Genomic DNA, 21154 nt, shown 5'->3' on the forward strand with positions numbered 1-21154 from the left:
CCATGAGCGAGATACTGCTGGACGCCCGCGGACTGAACTGCCCCCTGCCCGTGCTCAGGGCCAATCGCATGCTGCGTGGCCTGCCGCCCGGCGCGCGGCTGCGCGTGATTGCGACCGACCGGGCATCGGTGGCCGACTTCCAGGCCTTCTGCCGCGAGACCGGCCACGCGCTGATCGCGTTCGGGGAAGAAGGCGGCACGCTGTCCTTCGTCATCCGGCGCAGGCCGGATGTGGCGGCGGACACCGCCACCACCCCGATGCCCGCATAAGTGCCAGAACGCCGCAAACGCAGTTGTACCCTTGGCAGGATGCCCCACATGGATGTAAGCCCTGCGCCAGCCAAGTCATTTTCAGGAAATGCCACGCACCCATGACCCAGGACCTGACCAACCTTTCGTTCGAGGACGCACTGGCCGAGCTTGAGACCATCGTGCGCCAGCTCGAGGTCGGCCAGCTCCGGCTGGAGGACGCGATCACGTCCTATGAGCGTGGCGCCGTCCTGCGACAGTACTGCCAGAAGAAACTGGACGAGGCCGAGGCCCGCGTCCAGGCGATTGTCCAGCGTGCCGATGGGGCGCTGGATGTAAAACCAATGGATTGATGCGCCAGATGAGCCAAACAACAGCCCCCTCGTCCCGAACCGACAGTGCGGACCGCATGGTCCGTCTGCGTGCATCCATGTCCGCGCGCGCGACCGCGATCGAGAGCATGATCGACCGCCTGCTGCCCCGCGTTGAAGGGGGCGAGGCCCGCCTGATCGATGCCATGCGCTATGCCACGCTGGGCGGGGGCAAGCGCCTGCGCGGCTATCTGGTGGCGGAGGTGGCCAGCCTGTTCAATGTGGCGGCCGAAGGCGCGGACCGCGTCGCGGCATCGGTCGAGATGCTGCACGCCTATTCGCTGGTGCATGATGACCTGCCCGCCATGGATGACGACGACCTGCGCCGTGGCCAGCCCTCCACCCACCGCAAGTTCGATGAAGCCACCGCCATCCTGGCCGGTGACGCGCTGCAGACCATGGCGTTCGATATCCTTGCCAACCCGCTCACGCATGCCGGCGCGGAGGTGCGCATCAACCTTGTGCGCGCCCTGGCCGATGCCTCGGGCGCTGCCGGCATGGTCGGTGGCCAGATGATCGACATGGAAGGCGAGGGCCGCGCCCTGTCGCTGGAAGAGGTCGCGCGCCTGCATGCGCTCAAGACCGGCTGCCTGATCCGCTATTCGGCCGAAGCCGGGGCCATCCTGGGCCAGGCCGGTGAGGACGCCCGCCTACGTATTTCCGCCTATGGCCGTGACCTGGGTGCCGCCTTCCAGATTGCCGATGACGTGCTGGACGCCACCGCGAGCGCCGAGGAACTGGGCAAGACCGCGGGCAAGGATGAAGCCGCCGGCAAGTCCACCTATGTCGCCCTGCTGGGCGTGGAGGGTGCCGCCAAGGAAGCCCGCCGTGTTGCGGAACAGGCCCTATCCCATATCGACATCTTTGGCCCCGAGGCTGATCGCCTGCGCGATCTGGTCCACTACGTGGTCGAGCGCAGGAACTGAGTGACATGAGCGAGAGCAACACGCCCAACGCGATTCCCACCCTTGGTCGCTACCCGCAGCTTGACCGTGTGCGGGCCCCCCATGACCTGCGCAACCTTTCGGTGGAGCAGCTCAGGCAGCTGGCGGATGAACTGCGCTCCGAGACGATTGATGCCGTCTCCACCACCGGCGGCCATCTCGGGGCCTCGCTGGGCGTGGTGGAACTGACCGTGGCGCTGCATGCCGTGTTCGACACCCCCGATGACCGCGTGATCTGGGATGTGGGCCACCAGGCCTACCCGCACAAGATCCTGACCGGGCGGCGCGAGCGCATCCGCACCCTGCGCCAGCCGGGCGGGCTGTCGGGCTTCACCCGGCGCAGCGAGAGCGAATACGACCCGTTTGGGGCGGCGCATTCCTCCACCTCCATCTCGGCGGGCCTTGGCATGGCCGTGGCCCATCACCTGCGCGCGGAGGAAGACCCCTCCTACCGCGAGCGCAACGTGATTGCCGTGATCGGCGATGGCTCGATCTCGGCCGGCATGGCGTATGAGGCGATGAACAATGCCTCCCATTGCGGGCCGGGTGCGGAACGCCTGATCGTGGTGCTCAACGATAACGAGATGTCGATCGCTCCCCCGGTGGGCGCGATGTCGAGCTATCTCTCGCGGCTGATGTCCTCGCGCAAGTTCCTGTCGTTGCGTGAACTCGCCGCCAAGATGGCCAAGCGCCTGCCCGGCCGGCTGGAGCGCACGGCCAAGAAGGCGGATGAATACGCGCGCGGCATCATGACCGGCGGCACGCTGTTCGAGGAACTGGGCTTCTATTATGTCGGCCCCGTGGATGGCCACGACATGAACCAGCTGGTCCACATCCTGCGCAACCTGCGCGATGCCGAGGATGTCGGCCCCGTGCTGCTGCACGTGATTACCGAGAAGGGCCACGGCTACAAGCCTGCCGAATCGGCGGGGGACAAGTATCACGCCGTTTCCAAGTTCAATGTCGTGACCGGTGAGCAGAAGAAAGGCCCGTCCGGCCCGCCCAGCTACACCTCGGTCTTTGCGAAGGAACTGGTGCGCCAGGCCGCGACGGATGACAAGATCGTCACGATTACCGCCGCCATGCCGTCGGGCACCGGGCTGGACAAGTTTGCCAAGGCCTATCCCGACCGCTTCTTTGACGTAGGCATTGCCGAACAGCATGCCGTGACCTTTGCCGCCGGCATGGCGACCGAGGGGCTGCGCCCGTTCTGCGCCATCTATTCCTCCTTCCTGCAGCGCGCCTATGACCAGGTGATGCATGACGTGGTGCTGCAGAAGCTGCCGGTGCGCTTCGCCATCGACCGCGCGGGGCTGGTGGGCGCCGATGGCGCGACGCATGCCGGGTCGTTCGACATCGCCTACCTGGGCTGCCTGCCGGGCATCACGCTGATGGCGCCCAGCACCGAGGTGGAACTGATGCACATGACAGCCACCGCCATCGCGTTTGACGAAGGCCCGATCGGCCTGCGCTACCCGCGTGGCGCGGGGCTGGGGCTGGCGCTTCCGGCGGCGGGCGAGGTGCTGGAAATCGGGCGCGGGCGAATCGTGCGCGAGATGGCGCGCCAGTCCGGGCCGGAACAGGGCGGCATTGCCATCCTCTCGCTCGGGCCAAGGCTGGAACACGCGCTGAAGGCCGCCGACATGCTGGCCGCCCACGGCCTGTCCCCCACCGTGGCCGATGCCCGCTTCGCCAAGCCGATCGACACCGCGCTGGTCGAGCAGCTGGCACGCAACCATGCGGTGCTGATCACCATCGAGGAAGGCTCGGTCGGCGGGTTCGCAAGCTTTGTCATGACCCATCTGGCCAGGACCGGACTGCTCGACCGCGTGCGCTTCCGCCCCATGACCCTGCCCGACCGCTTCATCGATCATAACACGCAGGATGCCCAGTATATCGAGGCAGGGCTGGATGCGGCATCGATCGTAAAGACGGCCCTGTCCGCCCTTGGCCTGCCGCAGTCGCGGCAGATGGCCTGAGCACATCCGGGGCCGGTAGCGCTCATGGCAAAACGTCGCGTTGACCAGATGCTGGTGGACCGGGGGCTGGTGGAAACCCGCACCCGGGCACAGGCGCTTATCATGGCGGGGCTGGTCCACACACCGGACCGGCGCATTGCCAAGGCGGGCGAACAGATTGCCGAGGACACGCCGCTTACGCTCAAGGGGCAGGACCATCCGTGGGTCTCACGCGGGGGGATCAAGCTGGCGCATGGGCTGGAGCATTTCGGCCTCTCGCCAGCGGGCCTGACCTGTCTTGATGTCGGGGCCTCGACCGGCGGCTTTACCGATGTGCTGCTGCATGAAGGCGCCGCGAAGGTCTATGCGGTGGATGTGGGCCACGGCCAGCTTGCCTGGAAGCTGCGCAGCAATACCGAACAGGTCGTAGTGCTGGAAAAGTGCAATGCGCGCGCGCTGGACACCACCCTCATCCCCGACCCGATCGGCGCGCTGGTCTGTGACGCAAGCTTCATCGGCCTGCGTACCGTCCTGCCCGCAGGGCTGGACCTGTGCGTACCGGGCGCGTGGGCCATCGCGCTGATCAAGCCGCAGTTCGAGGCCGGGCGTGACGCCGTGGGGGCGAAGGGCGTGGTACGCGACCCGGCGGTGCATGAGGCCGTGTGCGAGATGATCCGCCAATGGTGGGCGGAGCTGCCCGGCTGGACCGTGCTGGGCATAGACCCCAGTCCCATCACCGGGCCGGAAGGCAACCGGGAATTCCTGATCGCCGCCCGCAGGGACGGGTGATCGGCAGTCGCATCCCCTGCCCGCGCTGTGATACACAGGCAGGACGGAGCGGCTGGCAACGCCCCTTCCCCCTTTGAACGACATGAAGAACATAGGCAGCACCGGTATGTCCTCCGCAGCCCCCTCCCCTTCCCGCTCACGTGACGGGACGGCGGCCACCCTCCTTAATGATGAGGAACGCGCGCGCATCCGGGCCAAGTCGGCCCAGTTCGCGCCCCCCACGGCCGCCATGCCCGATGGCAGGCGTGACCTGGTTGGCCTGTCGCGTGAGGAACTGACGGACATCATGGTCGAGATTGGCGAAAAGCCATTCCGCACCAAGCAGTTGTGGCACTGGATCTACCATCAGGGCGCCACCGACTTCTCACGCATGAGTTCGATCGCGCGCCCGTTGCAGGAAAAGCTGGCCGAGCGTTTCGTGGTGGGGCGACCCGGCGTGGTGACCGAACAGACATCACAGGATTCCACGCGCAAATTCCTCTTCCGCTTCCGTGACGGGCAGGAGGCGGAGACCGTCTACATCCCCGACCGGCAGGAAGACCGGGGGGCGGTGTGCATATCCTCGCAGGTGGGGTGCACGCTGTCCTGCACCTTCTGCCATACCGGTACGCAGGCGCTGGTGCGCAATCTGGGGGCGGCCGAGATCGTGGGCCAGTTCATGGCCGCGCGCGACAGCTATGGCGAATGGCCCAGCCCCAAGGGCGACACGCCGCGCCTTCTGTCCACCATCGTGCTGATGGGCATGGGGGAGCCGCTGTACAATTACGACAACGTGGCCAAGGCCATGCGCATCATCATGGATGGCGAGGGCATCGGGCTTTCACGCCGGCGCATCACGCTCTCCACCTCCGGCGTGGTGCCGATGATGGACCAGTGCGGGGCGGAGCTTGGCATCAACCTGGCGGTGTCGCTGCACGCGGTGCGCGATGACCTGCGTGACGAGATCGTGCCGCTGAACCGCAAATATCCCATCAGGGACGTCATTGCCGCCTGCCGCCGCTACCCTGCCGCCAGCAATGCCCGCCGCATCACGTTTGAATACATCATGCTGCGCGGCATCAATGACAGCGAGGCCGATGCGCGTGAACTGGTGCGCCTGATTTCGGGCATACCGGCCAAGGTCAACCTGATCCCGTTCAACCCGTGGCCGGGCAGCAGCTACCGCCCCTCCACGCGCGAACAGCTTGAACGGTTTGCGAATATCGTGATGGATGCGGGCTTTGCCTCCCCCATCCGCATGCCGCGCGGGCGCGACATCCTGGCCGCGTGCGGGCAGCTGCGCACCGAAAGCCAGCGCCTGCGCCGCGCCAGCCGCCCCGATGCGCCGGCCGATGCCGTAGAGTGAGCTTAAAATTCCGCCCATCACTTCTGGTCGCCCGCGCCGTGGGATGCTAGGAGGACAGGCCGCCGGTTGACCCGGCAAAGTCGCGTCAAAAGTTTTATCGACAGGAGCGTTCTCCCATGGCCGCCAGGGATGTCAAGAAGGTCGTGCTCGCATATTCGGGCGGTCTTGATACTTCAGTGATTCTGCGCTGGTTGCAGACCACCTATAATTGCGAGGTCGTGACGTTTACGGCCGATCTCGGTCAGGGCGAGGAACTGGAACCCGCCCGCCGCAAGGCCGAGATGTTCGGCGTAAAGGAAATCTTTGTCGAGGACCTGCGCGAGACCTTCGTCAAGGACTTCGTCTTCCCCATGTTCCGCGCCAACGCGCTGTACGAGGGGCAGTACCTGCTGGGCACGTCCATCGCGCGCCCCCTGATCGCCCAGCGCCAGATCGAGATTGCCGAACAGGTCGGCGCCGACGCCGTGGCCCACGGCGCCACCGGCAAGGGCAATGACCAGGTGCGTTTTGAGCTGGCCTATTACGCGCTCAAGCCCGATATCACGGTCATCGCGCCCTGGCGTGAATGGGACCTGACATCGCGCACCCGCCTGCTGGCCTTTGCCGAGGAACACCAGATCCCCATCGCGAAGGACAAGCGCGGGGAAGCCCCGTTCTCGGTTGATGCGAACCTGCTGCACTCCTCCTCCGAAGGCAAGCTGCTGGAAGACCCGGCGGTAGGGCCGGAGGAAATCGTGTTCCAGCGCACCATCTCGCCCGAAGCAGCACCGGACAAGGCCACCGAAATCACCATCGATTTCGTATCGGGCGACCCGGTGGCGATCAATGGCGTGGCCATGTCGCCCGCAACACTGCTTACCCGCCTGAACGAACTGGGCCGCGACAACGGCATCGGGCGTCTGGACCTGGTGGAAAACCGCTTTGTGGGCATGAAGTCGCGCGGTATTTACGAAACGCCGGGCGGCACGATCCTGCTGACCGCGCACCGCAGCATCGAGAGCATCACGCTTGACCGCGAGGCCATGCATCTCAAGGACAGTCTGATGCCGCGCTATGCCGAGATCATCTATAACGGCCTGTGGTTCTCCCCCGAGCGCCGCATGCTGCAGGCCCTGATCGACCAGAGCCAGCATTCGGTAACCGGCCGCGTGCGGCTGAAGCTGTACAAGGGCAATGTGATCTGCGTTGGCCGTGAAAGCCCCAACAGCCTGTATGATACCCGCGTCGTGACGTTCGAGGATGACGAAGGGGCCTACAACCAGGCCGATGCGCAGGGCTTCATCAACCTGAATGCACTGCGCCTGCGGCTGGGGGCCAAGATTGGCCGCCGCGGTGGTGCGCTCTGACCTTCAAGCTGTGGTCCTTCATACTTTTGCAACAACCTGCCGAGGTGTCATGAAACGCTTTTCCCGTGTCATTCCCCTTCTTGCCGCAACCGCGGTGGCACTGCCGCTTGTGGCATGCGGGGGAAACAAGGATGACCAGCCGGAACTGACCCCGGCCCAGTTCATGGACAACGTGCGCAAGCAGCCCGGGGTCCAGACGCTGCCCGACGGGCTGGCCTACAAGGTGCTGAAATCCGGCCCCAAGGATGGCGCGCAGCCTACCATCAACGACAGCGTGATGGTGATCTATGAAGGCCGCCTGCCCGATGGTGGCATCTTTGACAGCTCCGACCAGCACGGCCATGGCGCGTATATGCAGATGCCACTGGAAATGGTGATCAAGGGCTGGCAGGAAGCCGTGCCCATGATGCATGTGGGCGATACGTGGATGCTGTACGTGCCGCCCGAACTGGGTTACGGGCATAAATCCATGGGCATCATCCAGCCCGACAGCCCGCTCATTTTCAAGATACAGCTTCTGGGTGTTTCCCCCAGCGGCCACTAGGACCTGGAAAAAAGCCATTCATCCGCCGGGTGAATGGCTTTTTTACCATTCAGGCACACGGGAAGCGAAAACGGACATGAAAATTGTGACCGGGCGCATGGCGTCCGCACTGCGCCTGACCTGCATGGCCAGTGCCGCGGTCCTGCTGGCCGCCTGCACGCGCTACGGGCAGCATGGCTATGCGCGCTACCGCACCAATTGCGGCATCTGCCATCATGGCGGCGAAGGCATGAAGGGCGAGATCCCCCCCATATCGGGCCGGGTGGACCGGATTGCCGCAACGCCCGAGGGCAAGCGCTACCTCATGCATGTGCTGCTGAACGGGCTGAACGGGCCGCTGGAAATCGATGGCGTGCACTACAACTTCTCCATGCCGCCCTTCCGCGCCCATCTGTCGGATGAGGAAATCGCCTCCATCCTGAGCTATCTCGCCACACGGGGGGACACGCGTCCCGTCCCGGTCTTTACAGCCGGGGAAATCGCGGCCGAACGCGCCCATCCGCTGACCACCTCCATGGTGGCGGAGGAACGCCGCCACCTTGATGCGGCCCATCCCCTGCCCTGATCACCTTGCCCCGACCACCCGGCAGCTTGACCTGCCGGGGTAAAAAAACGGAAAATACTTCCATGCAACGCCTGTTTTCCGGCATTCAGCCGACCGGTATCCCCCAGCTTGGCAATTACCTGGGTGCGATACGCAACTGGGTCGCGCTGCAGCGTGACCATGAATGCATTTTCTGCCTGGTGGACATGCACGCCATCACCACATGGCAGGAACCCGCCACCCTGCGCCAGCAGACCCTGGCGCAGACCGCCGTCCTGCTGGCATCGGGCATTGATGTCGAGCGGCATATCCTGTTCAACCAGTCCGCCGTCAGCGCGCATGCGCGGCTGGGGTGGATCTTCAACTGTGTCGCCCGCCTTGGCTGGCTCAACCGCATGACGCAGTTCAAGGACAAGGCAGGCAAGGACCGGGAGAAGCATTCCGCGGGCCTGTACGTCTATCCCGACCTGATGGCGGCCGATATCCTGGCCTACAAGGCCACGGTGGTTCCGGTGGGCGATGACCAGAAGCAGCATCTGGAACTGACCAACGACATCGCCCAGAAATTCAACCATGATTACGGGACCGAATTCTTCCCGCAGGTCGAGGCCCTGATCCCGCCGCAGGGCGCGCGCATCATGAGCCTGCGCGATGGCGGCAAGAAGATGTCCAAATCCGATCCCTCCGCCCAGAGCCGGATCGAGATGACGGATGATGCCGATGCCATCGCCAGCAAGATCCGCCGTGCCAAGACCGATTCCGAACCGCTGCCCTCTGAAGAGGCAGGGCTTGAAAACCGGCCCGAGGCCCGCAATCTGGTGACCATATACGCCACGCTGTCGGGGCGCACGGTGGCCCAGGTGCTGTCCGAGTTTGGCGGGCAGGGTTTTGGCCCGTTCAAGGAAGCGCTGACAGCGGTACTGGTGGGCACGGTCGCCCCGATCGCCGCCGAGACCGAGCGCCTGCTGCGCGAGCCGGGCTTCCTGTGCGACACGCTGCGCGCGGGTGCCAGCCGTGCCCGCACCATTGCCGAACCCATTGTATCGGAAGCGGAAGCGCTGATCGGCTTCCTGAAATAAACCACGAAAGGACAGCCCCATGCGCCAGGAACTGCACAGCCTGCATGTCAGTACCCGGGGCAAGGGGCTGGTCCCGATCGACCGGGCCGTACTGGACTGGGTGGCAGGCACCGGGATTGAAACCGGCCTGCTGACCCTGTGGTGCCGCCACACTTCCGCATCGCTATGCGTGCAGGAAAATGCCGACCCCACGGTGCGGGTGGACATAGAACGCTATTTTGAAACCCTGGTGCCCGAACAGCCCGGCCGCTACATCCATGACGATGAAGGCCCGGACGACATGCCCGCCCACCTGCGCGCCATGCTGACCAATACCCAGCTCTCCATCCCGGTATCGGGCGGCTGCCCGGTGCTGGGCCTGTGGCAGGGGCTTTACCTGTTTGAACACCGCAGCCGCCCCCACCGGCGCGAGATCGTGCTGCATCTGATCGGCACATGACAGGCTGATAAAAAATAACAAAAGTTTTTGGGTGCCGCCTTTTCCCAAAAAGGCGGCATTCCCTGAAGCTCTTTGCAAAAAGCTTCAGGAAAACCTTCTGCTTTTCTTACAGCGCGTTGAGCACGGCGCTGTGATGGTCGATATGATCGGCAATGAACGACTGGATGAACCAGTAGGAATGGTCATAGCCCGCATGCAGGCGCAGGCGCAGCTCCTGCCCCGCCTGCCGTGCCGCCGCCGCCAGCAGTTCGGGCTTGAGCTGGTCATGCAGGAACTTGTCGCTTTCCCCCTGATCCACCAGAATTTCGGTGGGGTGGGTATGGCCCGCTTCCAGCAGCAGGGTCGCGTCATGCCGCGCCCATGTGGCGCGATCGGACCCCAGATAGGCCGCAAAGGCCTTCTCCCCCCACGGCACGGTGGCAGGGTGACAGATGGGCGCGAAGGCCGAGACCGACTTCCACGCCTGCGGCGCGCGCAGGGCATGCACCAGCGCCCCGTGCCCGCCCATGGAATGCCCCATGATGCCCCGCCGCGCGCCATCAATGGCAAAATGCGCCTGTGTCAGCTCCGGCAGTTCCTGACTGACATAGGTGCCCATGCGGTAATGCCTGCGCCATGCGGGGGTCGTGGCGTCCAGATAGAAACCGGCCCCCGTGCCCAGGTCATAGGCATCATCCTCGCCCGCCACACCGGCCCCGCGTGGCGAGGTATCGGGCGCAACCAGCGCAAGGCCGTGGCGGGCGGCAAAACGCACGGCATTTGACTTGATCAGGAAGGTTTCCTGCGTGCAGGTCAGCCCCGCCAGCACATGCACGACGGGCACGCGCTCCCCCGCCAGCGCCCGGGGGGGCAGGAACACGCCAAACCGCGCTTCCAGCCCCAGACTGTCGGAAGCATGGCTGTAGAAGCCTATGCGGCCGCCACAGCAGGCATGTTCCTCAAGGGTCGTGATCCTGCCCATGGTCAGAACTCGACAACCGTGCGGATGCTCTCGCCTTTCGCCATCATGTCGAAGCCTTCGTTGATGCGCTCAAGCGGCAGCTTGTGGGTGATCAGGCTGTCGATGTCGATGCGGTTTTCCATGAACCAGTCCACGATGCGCGGCACATCCGTGCGCCCGCGCGCGCCACCGAAGGCCGAGCCGATCCACCGTCGCCCGGTTACCAGCTGGAACGGGCGCGTGCTGATTTCCTGCCCGGCGCCTGCCACACCGATGATGGTGGAGACCCCCCAGCCGCGATGCGCGCATTCCAGCGCCTGACGCATGAGGGTGGGATTGCCCACGCATTCGAACGAATAGTCAACGCCGCCGCCGGTCATCTCCACCAGGTGGCCGACCAGGTCGCCATCGGGGCCAAGGTCTCTGGGGTTGACGAAATCGGTCATGCCGAACTGGCGGGCAATGCCCTCACGCGCGGGATTGATGTCCACGCCGATGATCCGCTCGGCGCCGACCATCTTCGCCCCCTGTATGACATTCAGCCCGATGCCCCCCAGCCCGAACACGGCCACCGTGCTGCCCGCCTCGACCTTGGCGGTGAACAGCACGGCGCCGATGCCGGTGGTCACGCCGCAGCCGATGTAGAACACCTTGTCAAACGGTGCGTCGGGCCGGATCTTGGCCAGCGCGATTTCGGGCAGGACCGTGTAGTTGGCGAATGTCGAGCAGCCCATGTAGTGATGGATCGGCTGCCCCCTGAACGAAAAGCGCGACGTACCATCGGGCATCACCCCCCTGCCCTGTGTCGAGCGGATGGCCGTGCACAGGTTGGTCTTGCGTGACAGGCAGGACTTACACTCCCGGCATTCCGGCGTATAGAGCGGAATCACGTGGTCACCGGGCCTGAGATGCCTGACACCCGCGCCCACTTCCACCACCACACCCGCGCCCTCATGGCCCAGAATGGCGGGAAACAGTCCCTCCGGGTCGGCGCCGGACAGGGTGAATTTGTCCGTATGACACAGGCCGGTTGCCTTGATTTCCACCAGCACCTCGCCCTCACGCGGGCCTTCAAGCTGCACGGTTTCGATTTCCAGCGGTTTGCCTGCCTCGAAGGCAACGGCTGCCCTTACATCCATGACCAGTTCTTTTCCTTGCATCCGGTTGCGGGCATGAAGCCCGTATCCAATCTGAAACGATTAAGGGCATCATCGGCCACGGCGTCAATGTTGCGTGCGGCTTTACCCTTCGGGAACATTTCAGTGACAAAAGATGCCACGCGCCACACCGTGGTGCCGCAGGCACCCCCGTATGTGTTAAGCGCGGGCAGTGGGGATGCCTGGAGCACCCCGCAGTCTTCAACCATGCCGGGAAGCCCATATGGTCATCAATCGCAGAATTGGTTTGTGGATCCTGATGCGCGAGAGCCTGCTGTCGCTGGTGCTGCTGTGCGCGTGGGACATCGTGGTGGTGGTCATGTTCCAGGTCTTCCATCAGGAATGGATGGAACAGCCCACCCTGCCCGTCTCGCTCATCGGCTCGGCGCTGGTCCTGTTCATGAGTTTCCGCAACAACACCGCCTATAACCGCTGGTGGGAAGGCCGCACCCTGTGGGGGGCGGTGACCAACAACAGCCGCTCCTTCGCCCGGCAGGCGGGCACGATCCTGCGTGGCTGCCCCGACCTTGCGCGTGCCATGGCGGCCTATCCTTATGCCCTGCGCGGCGCGCTGGGGCGGCTGGACGCCAGTGCCGACATCAACCGCCTGCTGCCCGATTCCATGAAGCCGGGCGTGGCAGGCAAGGCCAACATTCCCGCCGCCATCCTGTTCCAGATCGGGCTGCGGGTGGACGCGGAAGCCCGCAGGCTGGGCATAGACGGCGCGCTGCAGGGCCAGATCGACCGCATCCTGTCGGACATGAGCAACGCACAGGGCGGGCTTGAGCGCATCCGCAACACGCCGCTTGCCATCCAGTTCTCGGTCCTGCCAAAGGTGGTGGCGGCCGTGTTCTGCATCATCCTGCCGCTTTCCATGGTGCAGACGCTGGGGTGGATCACCCCGCTGGGATCATCGCTGGTGGGGCTTCTGTTCGTGGCGCTGGACAAGATCGGCAGCGACCTGCAGGACCCCTTTGGCGCAACGCCGCATGGCATGCCCATGCTCACCATCTCGCGCACGATCGAGATCGACCTGCTCCAGTCCTGCGGGCTGCCCGCCCCGCCGCCGCTGGCCCCGGTAAAAGGCATACAGGGCTGAACCCGCCAGCGCCGCAAGGGGCCAAGACAGCAGCGGGAATCCGTGCTATACGGGTGGCATGAGCATGTTCAGAACCACCCAGAAAGGCACTGTGACCGATGCAATGGCGCGCACGGCCGCAGCGACCACGGCAGCCGAGGCAAAGTCCAGCAAGGCTGTAAAGGACGAGGACCCCTTCCGCGAGGGCGACGCCATCGTGTATGCGGCGCATGGCGTCGGGCGTGTCGACCGGATCGGGGTTGACGAAATCGCCGGGACGAAGCTGGAGATGATCCAGATCTCCTTCCCCGGCAACCAGATGACCCTGCGCATCCCGCTGTCGAAGGCGCGCAAGTCGGGCCTGCGCAAGATCGTCTCACGCGAGATCGTGGATAAGGCCATGGCCATCATCAAGGGCAAGCCCCATGTCAGCCGTGGCATGTGGGCGCGCCGCGCCGTGGCCTATCAGGAAAAGATCAATTCGGGCGACCTGGTGCAGATTGCCGAGGTGCTGCGCGACCTGCGCCGCAATGTGGACAGCCTTGACGGCAGCTTCAGCGAGCGCAAGCTGTTCGAGGCGGCACAGGAACGTTTCGTGGCCGAGGTGGCCGTGCTGGAAGGCAAGGACCCCACCGAAGTGCTGGAAAAGCTGACCGAAGTCATGAAGGCGGCCTGACACGGCGCCTTTTCGCGGTTTTCTCCCACCCCATACCCGCCGCCGGCCCCCGTGCCGGCGGTTCTGCTATGGTCCGGGTGCTGTCGTCCCCTCCGCCTGCGGATTGCGCAGCACCAGCATCATCACACTGCCCGCCAGCGCCGCCAGCATGGCCATGGCAAAGGGACTGCCCGGCCCCGCCACCCCGGCCAGCAGCCCCGACAGCACCGCGCCGGAACCGGCCGCGATATCAAAGAACACATCGAACAGCCCGATGGCCGAACCCGCCGCCGCAGGCGGCACCTGCCGCAGCACCGGCATGGCCAGCAGCGGATAGGTGAGCGAGAACCCCAGCCCGCTCAGGAAACTGCCCAGCGTGCTCCATGCCGGCCCCGGCGCCAGCCAGATCAGGGCCAGCCCCGCCGCTTCCGTCAGCATGATCGCGCCCACCATGGGCCGCACGTCATGGCGGTCGACATGGCGGCTGCCTGCCAGCCGGGCCACCACATGGCCAAGGCCGAAGGCGGCCAGCGCCCAGCCACTGCCCTGCCACCCCCGCGCGGCGTAGCAGATGACCAGGAAGGACGAGATGGCGGCAAACCCCACGGCGGACAGGCCCAGCGTCAGGCCCCATGCCCAGGTATGGCCGATCAGGTCCTTCCACCGTACGCCCGCATGGCTGCCATCATGCAGGCGGGGCGGCGCGGACTGACACACCGTCAGCACCATGCCCGATACGGGCAGGGCAATGGCCACCAGGCAGAGCACCATGAATCCGGCCTGTGCCTGGATCATGCCGCCAACCGCCGTACCCACGCCCAGCCCGGCAAAGATGGCAAGCCCGACCCATGACATGGCGGCCCCGGCCCGCTCCCGGCCCGCGATGGCAACCGCCCATATGCCGCCCCCCGTCACCATCAGCCCTTCGCCCAGCCCCATGGCAACACGCCCCAGCATGATCATGGCCTGCTGCGCGGGCGGCGGCAGCACGGGCAGGAGCGCCACCACATAGGCCAGCCCCGAACACGCGGTCCATCCCAGCCCCGCCAGCAGGGTATCGCGCCCGCTGCGCCTGTCCGCCATCCGCCCCGCCCAGGGGCGTGAAAGCAGCGTGGCCGCCGACTGCAGGCCCATCACCAGGCCGATAACAGTGGTCCCGCAGCCGAATCGCGCCTGCAGTTCCAGCGGCAGCGCGGGCAGCGCCAGCCCCATGGCAAGCATGCCGCTGGCAATGGCCAGCATGATGGGGACAAGGCGAGTCGTGCGCACCGTAGAATGAACGGTCATGATGGAAACCTGGGGCCTCTGGCCAGTGGAGGACGGGAATCGGGGCCTATCAGTATCTGAACTGGTAGAGTAGGCCAATACTGCTCCCCGGATCGTTTTCCGGCGTGGTAAAGCCCGTCACGTTGCCGCCTGTACCAACGGTGGTGTTGAGCTTGAGCCGCCTGGTCAGGTCCACCTGCACCTGTGCCTGCGTGCCGGAGCCGGATGTAGCCTGCTTGGCGCCTACATACACACGGCGCATGACGTATTTCCCCGCCTCGATCGCACCCGTGTCGTTCCCCCCCGACCCGTTGGAGGAACTGCTCATCTGCAACCGGTCCAGATGCAGCGTCTTGCGCACCATGCCCAGCGGATCGAAGGCGGAGCCGCCGCTCAATGTCGCGACCGCCGCCGCGATGGATGCCATCTGCGTGGGGGAAAGCGACTGCGTATCCGTGCCGAACAGAAGGATCGCCAGGATCTGGTCCTGTGACAGCGGCGGGGTGGAGGAAAAGGTGATCTTGGGCGCGCTGGCGTAACCGCCCACGTTCAGCCGCGCCGTGCCGTCATTCGTGCTGCGCTCGGCCACGAAATCCAGCGTCGGGTCGATCTTGTGGGTAACACCCACGCCGTTGAAGCCGACCTGCCCCTTGCTGAAGTCCAGCGAGATGCCGCCCAGTGAAAACCCGCCCTTGACCAGCGAGAAGCCGCCCGTCACCACGGGGGCCGTGGCGGTGCCGCCGGCGTGGATATGGCCATGCATTTCGGTATTCAGCCCATGGCCACGCACATAGAACTGCCCCGGCGAGGTAACGTCCAGCCCCAGCCCCACCACCAGCGGCGAGACATGGGCGGCCTTTTCCATGGCGGCCTCATCACCGGGGCGGATCACGTCCAGGTGGGCGACCGAAGTGGGCAGGGAGTCGGGAATGTTGATGTCCACCCGCTTGAGCGTGATGGTCCCCGTGGCGTCAATGCGGCTGGCAAGCTGGCCCTTTATGTCCAGATCGCCATTCAGGGTGGTGGTGATCAGGTCGCTGGCCAGCGGGCGGGCACTGTCGGCATGGACATGCAGGTCAATCGGCTGGCCCGGCTCCAGCACGCCATAGCTGCCCGAGGCATTGATGCTGCCCTTGCCCGCCTGCGCCACAAGGTCGGCAATGACCAGCCGGTCCCCCACCGCGTTGACCGTGCCATGCACGGCGGAAAGCTGTATCCCCTCCCCAAAATCATGGAACAACCCGTTGGCCAGCGTCAGCGTGCCACCAAGCCGGGGCTGGGCGGGGGTGCCCCGCACGCCCACGTTCATCTGCAGCATGCCGCCCGCCTGCATGCCCTGCGCGCCCAGATAGGCATTGGCCACGGCAAGGTCCACATTGCCATCCGCCTGCAGCGTGATCTGCCCGGCCCTGCTGACTGGCGCCGTGCCATGCAACCCAAGGTTGATCTGCGTGCCGGCCTCCAGCCTTGCATCCACCCGCGCCACACCCGAATTCAGGGTGGCGGTTGCGTCCAGCGATGCGGGGGCCAGGGCCGCCGTATAATCCGTATGGTATTTCAGGCCCGTGCCATTCACGCTGATCCGGCCCGAAGGGCGGTCAAGCGTGCCGGTCAGCCGGGCCTCCGCCGAAAGCTGGCCCTGCGCGTGCAGCGATGGCATGAACGGCGCCACCAGATCGGGCGAAAGATGGGCCAGCGTTGCATGCAGGTCCAGCGCGGGCCGGATCTTCCCGCCCGCCTCCACGCTGCCCGCCTGCCCGCTGGGCGGGGTCACGCTCAGGCGCAGGTGGTCAAGGGCGATCTCCTTGCCATAGGTCACGCTGACCGGCGCATCCAGCCGGATCTGTTCACGCCGGGCCTCGGCCACCAGCCGGTGCACGGCAATGCTGCCTGCGGGAATGTTGGCCTGCAGCGCGGTATCAAGGGTGGCGGCACCGGTCCATGGCGTATCAAGCCCGGCCTGTGCGCCCACGTTCAGCGCCGAGGTCGGCCCCTTTGCCGTGACATGGGCATGCGCGCTCATGTCACGGAAACGGGCGTTGTCCACCACCAGGTCCAGATCACTGGTGGGGGTCGTTCCCACCGGGTCCAGCACCCTGCCCCTGAGCACCAGCCGGTCGATGCGTGCGATGGGGGCGGCCAGCGCGCTGTCCACGTTCACCGCAAGTGCCGCGGGGGAATCCGCTGTTGCGCTGGTGCTGTGCAGGGTGGCGGACAGGTGGCCCGCCATGTCCTGCCCGGTCAGGTCACGCAGGTCGGCCAGCCGGGTCATGTGCAGGTCCAGCGTGCCCGAGGGAACGAGATGGCCCGCGGGCAGCGTCATGTCCGCCTGACCGGCGAGGGTTTTCCAGTTCAGGTGTTCAAGGGTGAGATGGCGGCTGCCATCGGCGTTACTGTCCAGATGGAGGGCAACCTGAACGGGCGCGCGGTCCACCGTGCCGGAAATGGCCAGCGCGCCCTGCCTGACCTGCGGCAGGTGCGCCATGGTCAGGCTGGCCTGCACGTCACCCGCCGCCGTGTTGCTGGCGGCAAGGCTGGCCTGCGTAACCAGGCTGGCGGCAAGGTCATTTACCGGGCCAGCCGCATGCAGGTCGGCCTGCAGGTGCCCCTTCAGCGTGGGGGCCAGCACATGCAGGTCCGACAGGGCCAGATGCGCGGTGGCGTCCACCACAAGCGGTGCGCCGGTCACGACCCGGGTGGGCACGGCCTCCAGGTGCAGGGTCTTTCCCTCCGCCAGCAGGGTGGTGAAGGTCAGCGTGCGCGCGCCATGGGCCGCCGCCGGCGTGATGGTGCCCGCAACATTCAGGTGGCCCGTATCCCCTATCAGCCCCACGGCAATGGGCAGGCCGCCATCCAGCGCGATGTGGCCGTCCAGACCGAATCGCCCGTCCTGCCCCGCCGTGGGCAGCGTGGCGCTCCCATCCAGCGCCGCATGGCCATGCAGGTCCGTGCCCCCGGCCGCCGCAAGCGGGGCCAGGGCGGGCAGGTCGGCATGGAAGGTGGCGGCCACGGGGCCTGCGGTCAGGACCTGCCCCGTCAGCCGCGCCAGCGGGTGGGCAAGCGAGAGATCGACCGGCCCGCCCCGGTCATCGGGATGCCACAGCACGTCAAGACTGACGGGATCGGCCGCGAACAGCGCGGGCTGGCTGCCCGGAATGCGCAGGCCGCCAAGGGTGGCGTGAATGGATGCATGTTCCGGCTGGCCCGCCCCCTGCCCGCTCAGCCCTTCGGCCACCAGATGCAGCGCGCCAAAGCCCGCGCCATTGCTGGTCAGGCGGTCCACATCCAGCGTGCCATTGCCGGTGGGGCGTTCCATCGTGCCACCCACATGGGCCGCAAGCCGCGCGCCCTGCCAGCCGGTCGTGTCATCCAGTACCATGGCCGGGCTGCTGGCCGCCACGTCCAGCGCCATGTGGTGACTGACAAGACCTACCCGCCCCTTCGCGCTGGCCCGCACCGCGCCCGTGACCAGCGCAAGGACCAGCTGCGTATCATCACGCGGGCCAGCAAGGCTGAGTGACAGGTCCAGCGGGGCCAGCGCCGGCATCCGGCTCAGTGTGGAAACAAACCCGTCCGCCCCTTCATGCGCCCGCAGGTCCAGCGCCACGCGACCCCGCTCCAGCCGGGTACCCAGCGCCAGCGTGCCGGGGCGGTCAAGCCGCGTCAGGTCCAGCGCGATATTGGCGGGCGGCAGGGTGGCGACGGAAAAATGGTCCAGCACCGGCGCGATGTCGGCCAGGCTGGCATGCCCCTCCAGCCGGAAGACGGCGGGCACGCGGGCAAGGGCCGCCCCCACCTCGATCCTTGCGACATGCACCGCGCGGATGTCGATGCCCATGTGGATGCTGCCCGTTGCCTGGTCCTGCGTCTTTTTTGCGGGATGGGCCGGGTCCTCCTCGCTCAGGCGCGGGATGGCCAGCCGCGTCATGGACAGGTTGCCAATGACCGCGCGCCGCCCCAGCAGCCGCAGCGGCGACCAGTCCAGCTGCAGCCCGTCAATCGACAGCCAGGCCCCCCTGTAGTCATCCAGTTCCAGATGCGCGACACGCAGCGCATCGGGAAAGCGCCCCCCCAGCCCCGACAGGTGCACGCTGCCGCCCGTCAGCCCCGGCAGGCGGCGTTCGATCGCGCGCTGGCCCGCCCCGGTATTGGCCACCACCAGCACCATGCCCAGTGCCACGGCCACCAGTCCGGCCGGAATGCCCAGTGCCAGGGCCACGCCCCGCAGGATGCGCCGCCCGCGCGCGGGTGTGGCGGGGGTGTGTTCAGGCATCAGAATGTCTCCCCCAGCCCCACGTACAGTTCCCACTTGTCGCCCTTTGCCGGGCGGTTGATCGGCACGGCCACATCCAGCCGCACCGGCCCGATGGGGGTATAGTAGCGTGCCCCGGCCCCGGCACCCACGCGTACCGTGCCCTGGAAGGGTGTATGGTTCCCCGTGACCTGGCCTGCATCGATGAACCCCACGGCCCCGAATTTCTGCAGGATTCGCTGGCGGTATTCAAATGACCCCGCATCCATGGACGTGCCCCCCACCGCATAGCGCGTATTGGCGAACTGGGGGCCAACGCCCTGGTAGCGGAAGCCACGCACCGTGGCCGACCCACCGGCGTAAAGCCGCTGGTCGGGCGGGATGGCGAAGGTCGAGGCCCCTTCCACATTGCCGATGGTCCCGCGCCATGCCAGCACGCTGCGCCCGGGGCGCGACAGGCCGAGATGGGTCAGGTCGAAATAGGTCGAGACGGTGGCCTGCATGATGGCGAAGAACGATGTCCCGTCGGTCAGTGAGGCCGATGGCGTGATGCTGGCCCCCACGCGCACCCCGTGGGTCGCGGGGGTGATGGGGTTGTCCACCCCGGTGCCCTCGTAATTGGCGGTCAGTGGCAGGGAGACGATGAAATAGCTGTTGGTGGCGCGCATCTGCTGGATCTGTTCCTGCTCGATCTCGCCGCCAAAGGACACGTTCCACAGCCGGTTGACATGGCGCACCACGCCAATGCGCGCCAGAAGGGCCGTCTGCCGGTAGGAATAGAGTTCCTGCTTGATGCCTTCCAGCCGCGCGCTCAGGTTCTGTTCGCGGGAGCCGAAATCGGGCTTCATCAGGTCGGCATAGAAATCATAGCCCAGCCCCTGCTCCGCCGAGCCGCCCAGCCCGGTAATCAGCGCGGTAAGCCGCAGCCGCTCGGCATTGCCGAACAGGTTGTTATGGGTCCATGTCACGCCCGCGCGGCCGCCCAGGTCAGTGGAATAGCCGCCTTCCGCCCCCACGCTGTGGCGCTTGCCTTCACGGAAGCCAAAGGCCAGCGGCATGGTGCCGTCACTGGCCAGCGTATCGCCATGGGTGACCTGCACGTCGGAAAACAGGCCCGTGGCGGCAATGTCCTGACGCGCGCGTTCAATGCGCGAAGGCTGGTACAGCTCACCCGGCGCAATGGTCATGCGCCGCGCCACATAGGCCGGGTGCGTGCGCTGCAGCCCGGCAAAGTCAAACGCGCCAAGATTGACCACCGGGCCACGATGCACAGTATAGGCCAGATCCAGCGTATGGGTATCGGGCCGCAGCCAGGCCTGCGGCGTACCGACATGGGCCAGGGCGTAGCCTTCCTCCGTCAGGGCCACCTGCAGGGCGGCCCCGGCCGCCAGCACGTTATCGGCCTGCGCGGGCGCGCCATGGCCCAGCGCGAAGGCCTTGGCCTCATCGGCATTGAGCCGGACCGGCGGGTCGCCCTTATCGGGTTGCAGGGTCACGACGCCAATGCGGAACACGCTGCCCGGCGCGGCACTGATGGTAATCTGCGCCCTGCGGCCCGCGGGGATGGACTGCAACCATTCCGGCAGGTCGGGGTCGCGGCCGTCATGGCCCGTATCCGCACCTTTTGCCGCGCCGGCCTTCGGGTCCACATCGGTGACGGTGATGGTTATGCCGCCCGCATAGTAGCCATAGCTTTCCAGCGCGCTGATCAGGCGGGAATAGTCGTTATGGATGCGCCCGGTCAGGGCAAACGGGCTGACGGCCTGGGTCTTCTGCAGCGAAAGCAGGTCGGACGAAGCCCGCAGCGCCGCATCCAGATCGGCATTGCCGGTGGGCCGCAGGGTGGTGACATATTCCTGCGGGTCGGCCGCCCGTGCCGCCGCCCATGGCACGAAGGCCGTCAGGATCACGCACAGGCTTGCATAACCGGCACTGCGCCCGGCCCGCGCGCTGGTGGCGCCTGCCCGGCGTGGATGACGCAATCGTGTCAAACGGTGCCGCCCCTGTTCCTGTCTCGCGTGCGGTTATTGTCCCACTGTGTGATATCTGCCATTCCCGGCATGCACGATCAAACCGATATTAACGTCCGGGTCTTAATAAGTTTCGAATATGGCGGATCGATGCCCGGAATCAGCCCGGCCGTGTTGCAAACCGCCGCGAGCGTGACGTTCTTTTCTTGACAGCACCCCGATTCCGCCG

The 21154-nt window shown here is 66.0% G+C and carries 18 protein-coding genes; 13 read left to right on the forward strand and 5 right to left on the reverse strand.

Going from position 1 to position 21154, the window contains the following annotated elements:
• Positions 1-2: 2 nt before the first annotated feature.
• From GWK63_RS08970 to GWK63_RS09020, 11 genes are all read left to right on the forward strand, one after another.
• Positions 3-269, forward strand: a complete 267-nt coding sequence (locus tag GWK63_RS08970; protein ID WP_007400438.1) for a sulfurtransferase TusA family protein — start codon at positions 3-5, stop codon at positions 267-269.
• A gap of 101 nt (positions 270-370) precedes the next feature.
• Positions 371-601: an exodeoxyribonuclease VII small subunit gene (locus GWK63_RS08975; RefSeq protein ID WP_007400437.1), complete on the forward strand. Its 231-nt coding sequence runs from the start codon at positions 371-373 to the stop codon at positions 599-601.
• Positions 602-609: 8 nt separating this feature from the next.
• The gene (locus GWK63_RS08980; RefSeq protein ID WP_007400436.1) at positions 610-1545 is read left to right on the forward strand and encodes a polyprenyl synthetase family protein; all 936 of its coding nucleotides are present in this window, start codon (positions 610-612) and stop codon (positions 1543-1545) included.
• A gap of 5 nt (positions 1546-1550) precedes the next feature.
• Positions 1551-3542 carry a 1-deoxy-D-xylulose-5-phosphate synthase gene (gene dxs / locus GWK63_RS08985; RefSeq protein WP_166498142.1) on the forward strand — a complete coding sequence of 664 codons (1992 nt, stop codon included), beginning with the start codon at positions 1551-1553 and terminating at the stop codon, positions 3540-3542.
• 24 nt (positions 3543-3566) lie between these two features.
• On the forward strand, positions 3567-4310 hold the full coding sequence (locus GWK63_RS08990; protein ID WP_007400434.1) for a TlyA family RNA methyltransferase: 744 nt from the start codon (positions 3567-3569) through the stop codon (positions 4308-4310).
• Positions 4311-4416: 106 nt separating this feature from the next.
• Positions 4417-5655: a 23S rRNA (adenine(2503)-C(2))-methyltransferase RlmN gene (gene rlmN, locus GWK63_RS08995; protein ID WP_007400433.1), complete on the forward strand. Its 1239-nt coding sequence runs from the start codon at positions 4417-4419 to the stop codon at positions 5653-5655.
• 116 nt (positions 5656-5771) lie between these two features.
• The gene (locus GWK63_RS09000; RefSeq protein WP_007400432.1) at positions 5772-7001 is read left to right on the forward strand and encodes an argininosuccinate synthase; all 1230 of its coding nucleotides are present in this window, start codon (positions 5772-5774) and stop codon (positions 6999-7001) included.
• Between the two features lie 49 nt (positions 7002-7050).
• Entirely contained in the window at positions 7051-7545 is a 495-nt protein-coding gene (locus tag GWK63_RS09005) for an FKBP-type peptidyl-prolyl cis-trans isomerase (protein WP_007400431.1), read from the forward strand.
• Between the two features lie 76 nt (positions 7546-7621).
• Positions 7622-8110, forward strand: coding sequence for a c-type cytochrome (locus GWK63_RS09010; RefSeq protein WP_040000047.1), 489 nt, complete (start codon positions 7622-7624; stop codon positions 8108-8110).
• Positions 8111-8172: 62 nt separating this feature from the next.
• Positions 8173-9168, forward strand: coding sequence for a tryptophan--tRNA ligase (gene trpS / locus GWK63_RS09015; RefSeq protein WP_007400429.1), 996 nt, complete (start codon positions 8173-8175; stop codon positions 9166-9168).
• A gap of 19 nt (positions 9169-9187) precedes the next feature.
• Positions 9188-9607, forward strand: coding sequence for a secondary thiamine-phosphate synthase enzyme YjbQ (locus tag GWK63_RS09020; protein WP_007400428.1), 420 nt, complete (start codon positions 9188-9190; stop codon positions 9605-9607).
• A 106-nt stretch (positions 9608-9713) separates the two neighbouring features.
• On the opposite strand, the gene fghA is transcribed toward GWK63_RS09020, so the two are convergent.
• On the reverse strand, positions 9714-10568 hold the full coding sequence (gene fghA / locus GWK63_RS09025) for an S-formylglutathione hydrolase (protein WP_007400427.1): 855 nt from the start codon (positions 10566-10568) through the stop codon (positions 9714-9716).
• A gap of 2 nt (positions 10569-10570) precedes the next feature.
• The gene (locus GWK63_RS09030; RefSeq protein WP_034933677.1) at positions 10571-11686 is read right to left on the reverse strand and encodes an S-(hydroxymethyl)glutathione dehydrogenase/class III alcohol dehydrogenase; all 1116 of its coding nucleotides are present in this window, start codon (positions 11684-11686) and stop codon (positions 10571-10573) included.
• A 241-nt stretch (positions 11687-11927) separates the two neighbouring features.
• Here GWK63_RS09030 and GWK63_RS09035 point away from each other — a divergent pair, with 241 nt between their 5' ends.
• Positions 11928-12803 carry a bestrophin family protein gene (locus tag GWK63_RS09035; protein ID WP_007400424.1) on the forward strand — a complete coding sequence of 292 codons (876 nt, stop codon included), beginning with the start codon at positions 11928-11930 and terminating at the stop codon, positions 12801-12803.
• A gap of 58 nt (positions 12804-12861) precedes the next feature.
• Positions 12862-13458 (forward strand): CarD family transcriptional regulator, encoded by a 597-nt coding sequence (locus tag GWK63_RS09040; protein ID WP_034933682.1) that lies wholly within the window; start codon positions 12862-12864, stop codon positions 13456-13458.
• Positions 13459-13524: 66 nt separating this feature from the next.
• Here the strand turns inward: GWK63_RS09040 and GWK63_RS09045 are convergent, their stop codons facing one another.
• Genes GWK63_RS09045 through GWK63_RS09055 form a run of 3 tightly spaced genes read right to left on the reverse strand, consistent with a single transcriptional unit; the run spans position 13525 to position 20946 of the window.
• Positions 13525-14724, reverse strand: coding sequence for an MFS transporter (locus tag GWK63_RS09045; RefSeq protein ID WP_007400422.1), 1200 nt, complete (start codon positions 14722-14724; stop codon positions 13525-13527).
• A 49-nt stretch (positions 14725-14773) separates the two neighbouring features.
• The gene (locus tag GWK63_RS09050; RefSeq protein WP_040000046.1) at positions 14774-18976 is read right to left on the reverse strand and encodes a translocation/assembly module TamB domain-containing protein; all 4203 of its coding nucleotides are present in this window, start codon (positions 18974-18976) and stop codon (positions 14774-14776) included.
• Entirely contained in the window at positions 18976-20946 is a 1971-nt protein-coding gene (locus GWK63_RS09055) for an autotransporter assembly complex protein TamA (protein ID WP_172459718.1), read from the reverse strand. Before GWK63_RS09055 ends, GWK63_RS09050 begins: the two co-directional genes overlap by 1 nt.
• Positions 20947-21154: the final 208 nt, after the last annotated feature.

It is taken from the genome of Komagataeibacter rhaeticus, assembly GCF_011611525.1.
In the GTDB taxonomy this organism is placed as follows: domain Bacteria; phylum Pseudomonadota; class Alphaproteobacteria; order Acetobacterales; family Acetobacteraceae; genus Komagataeibacter; species Komagataeibacter rhaeticus.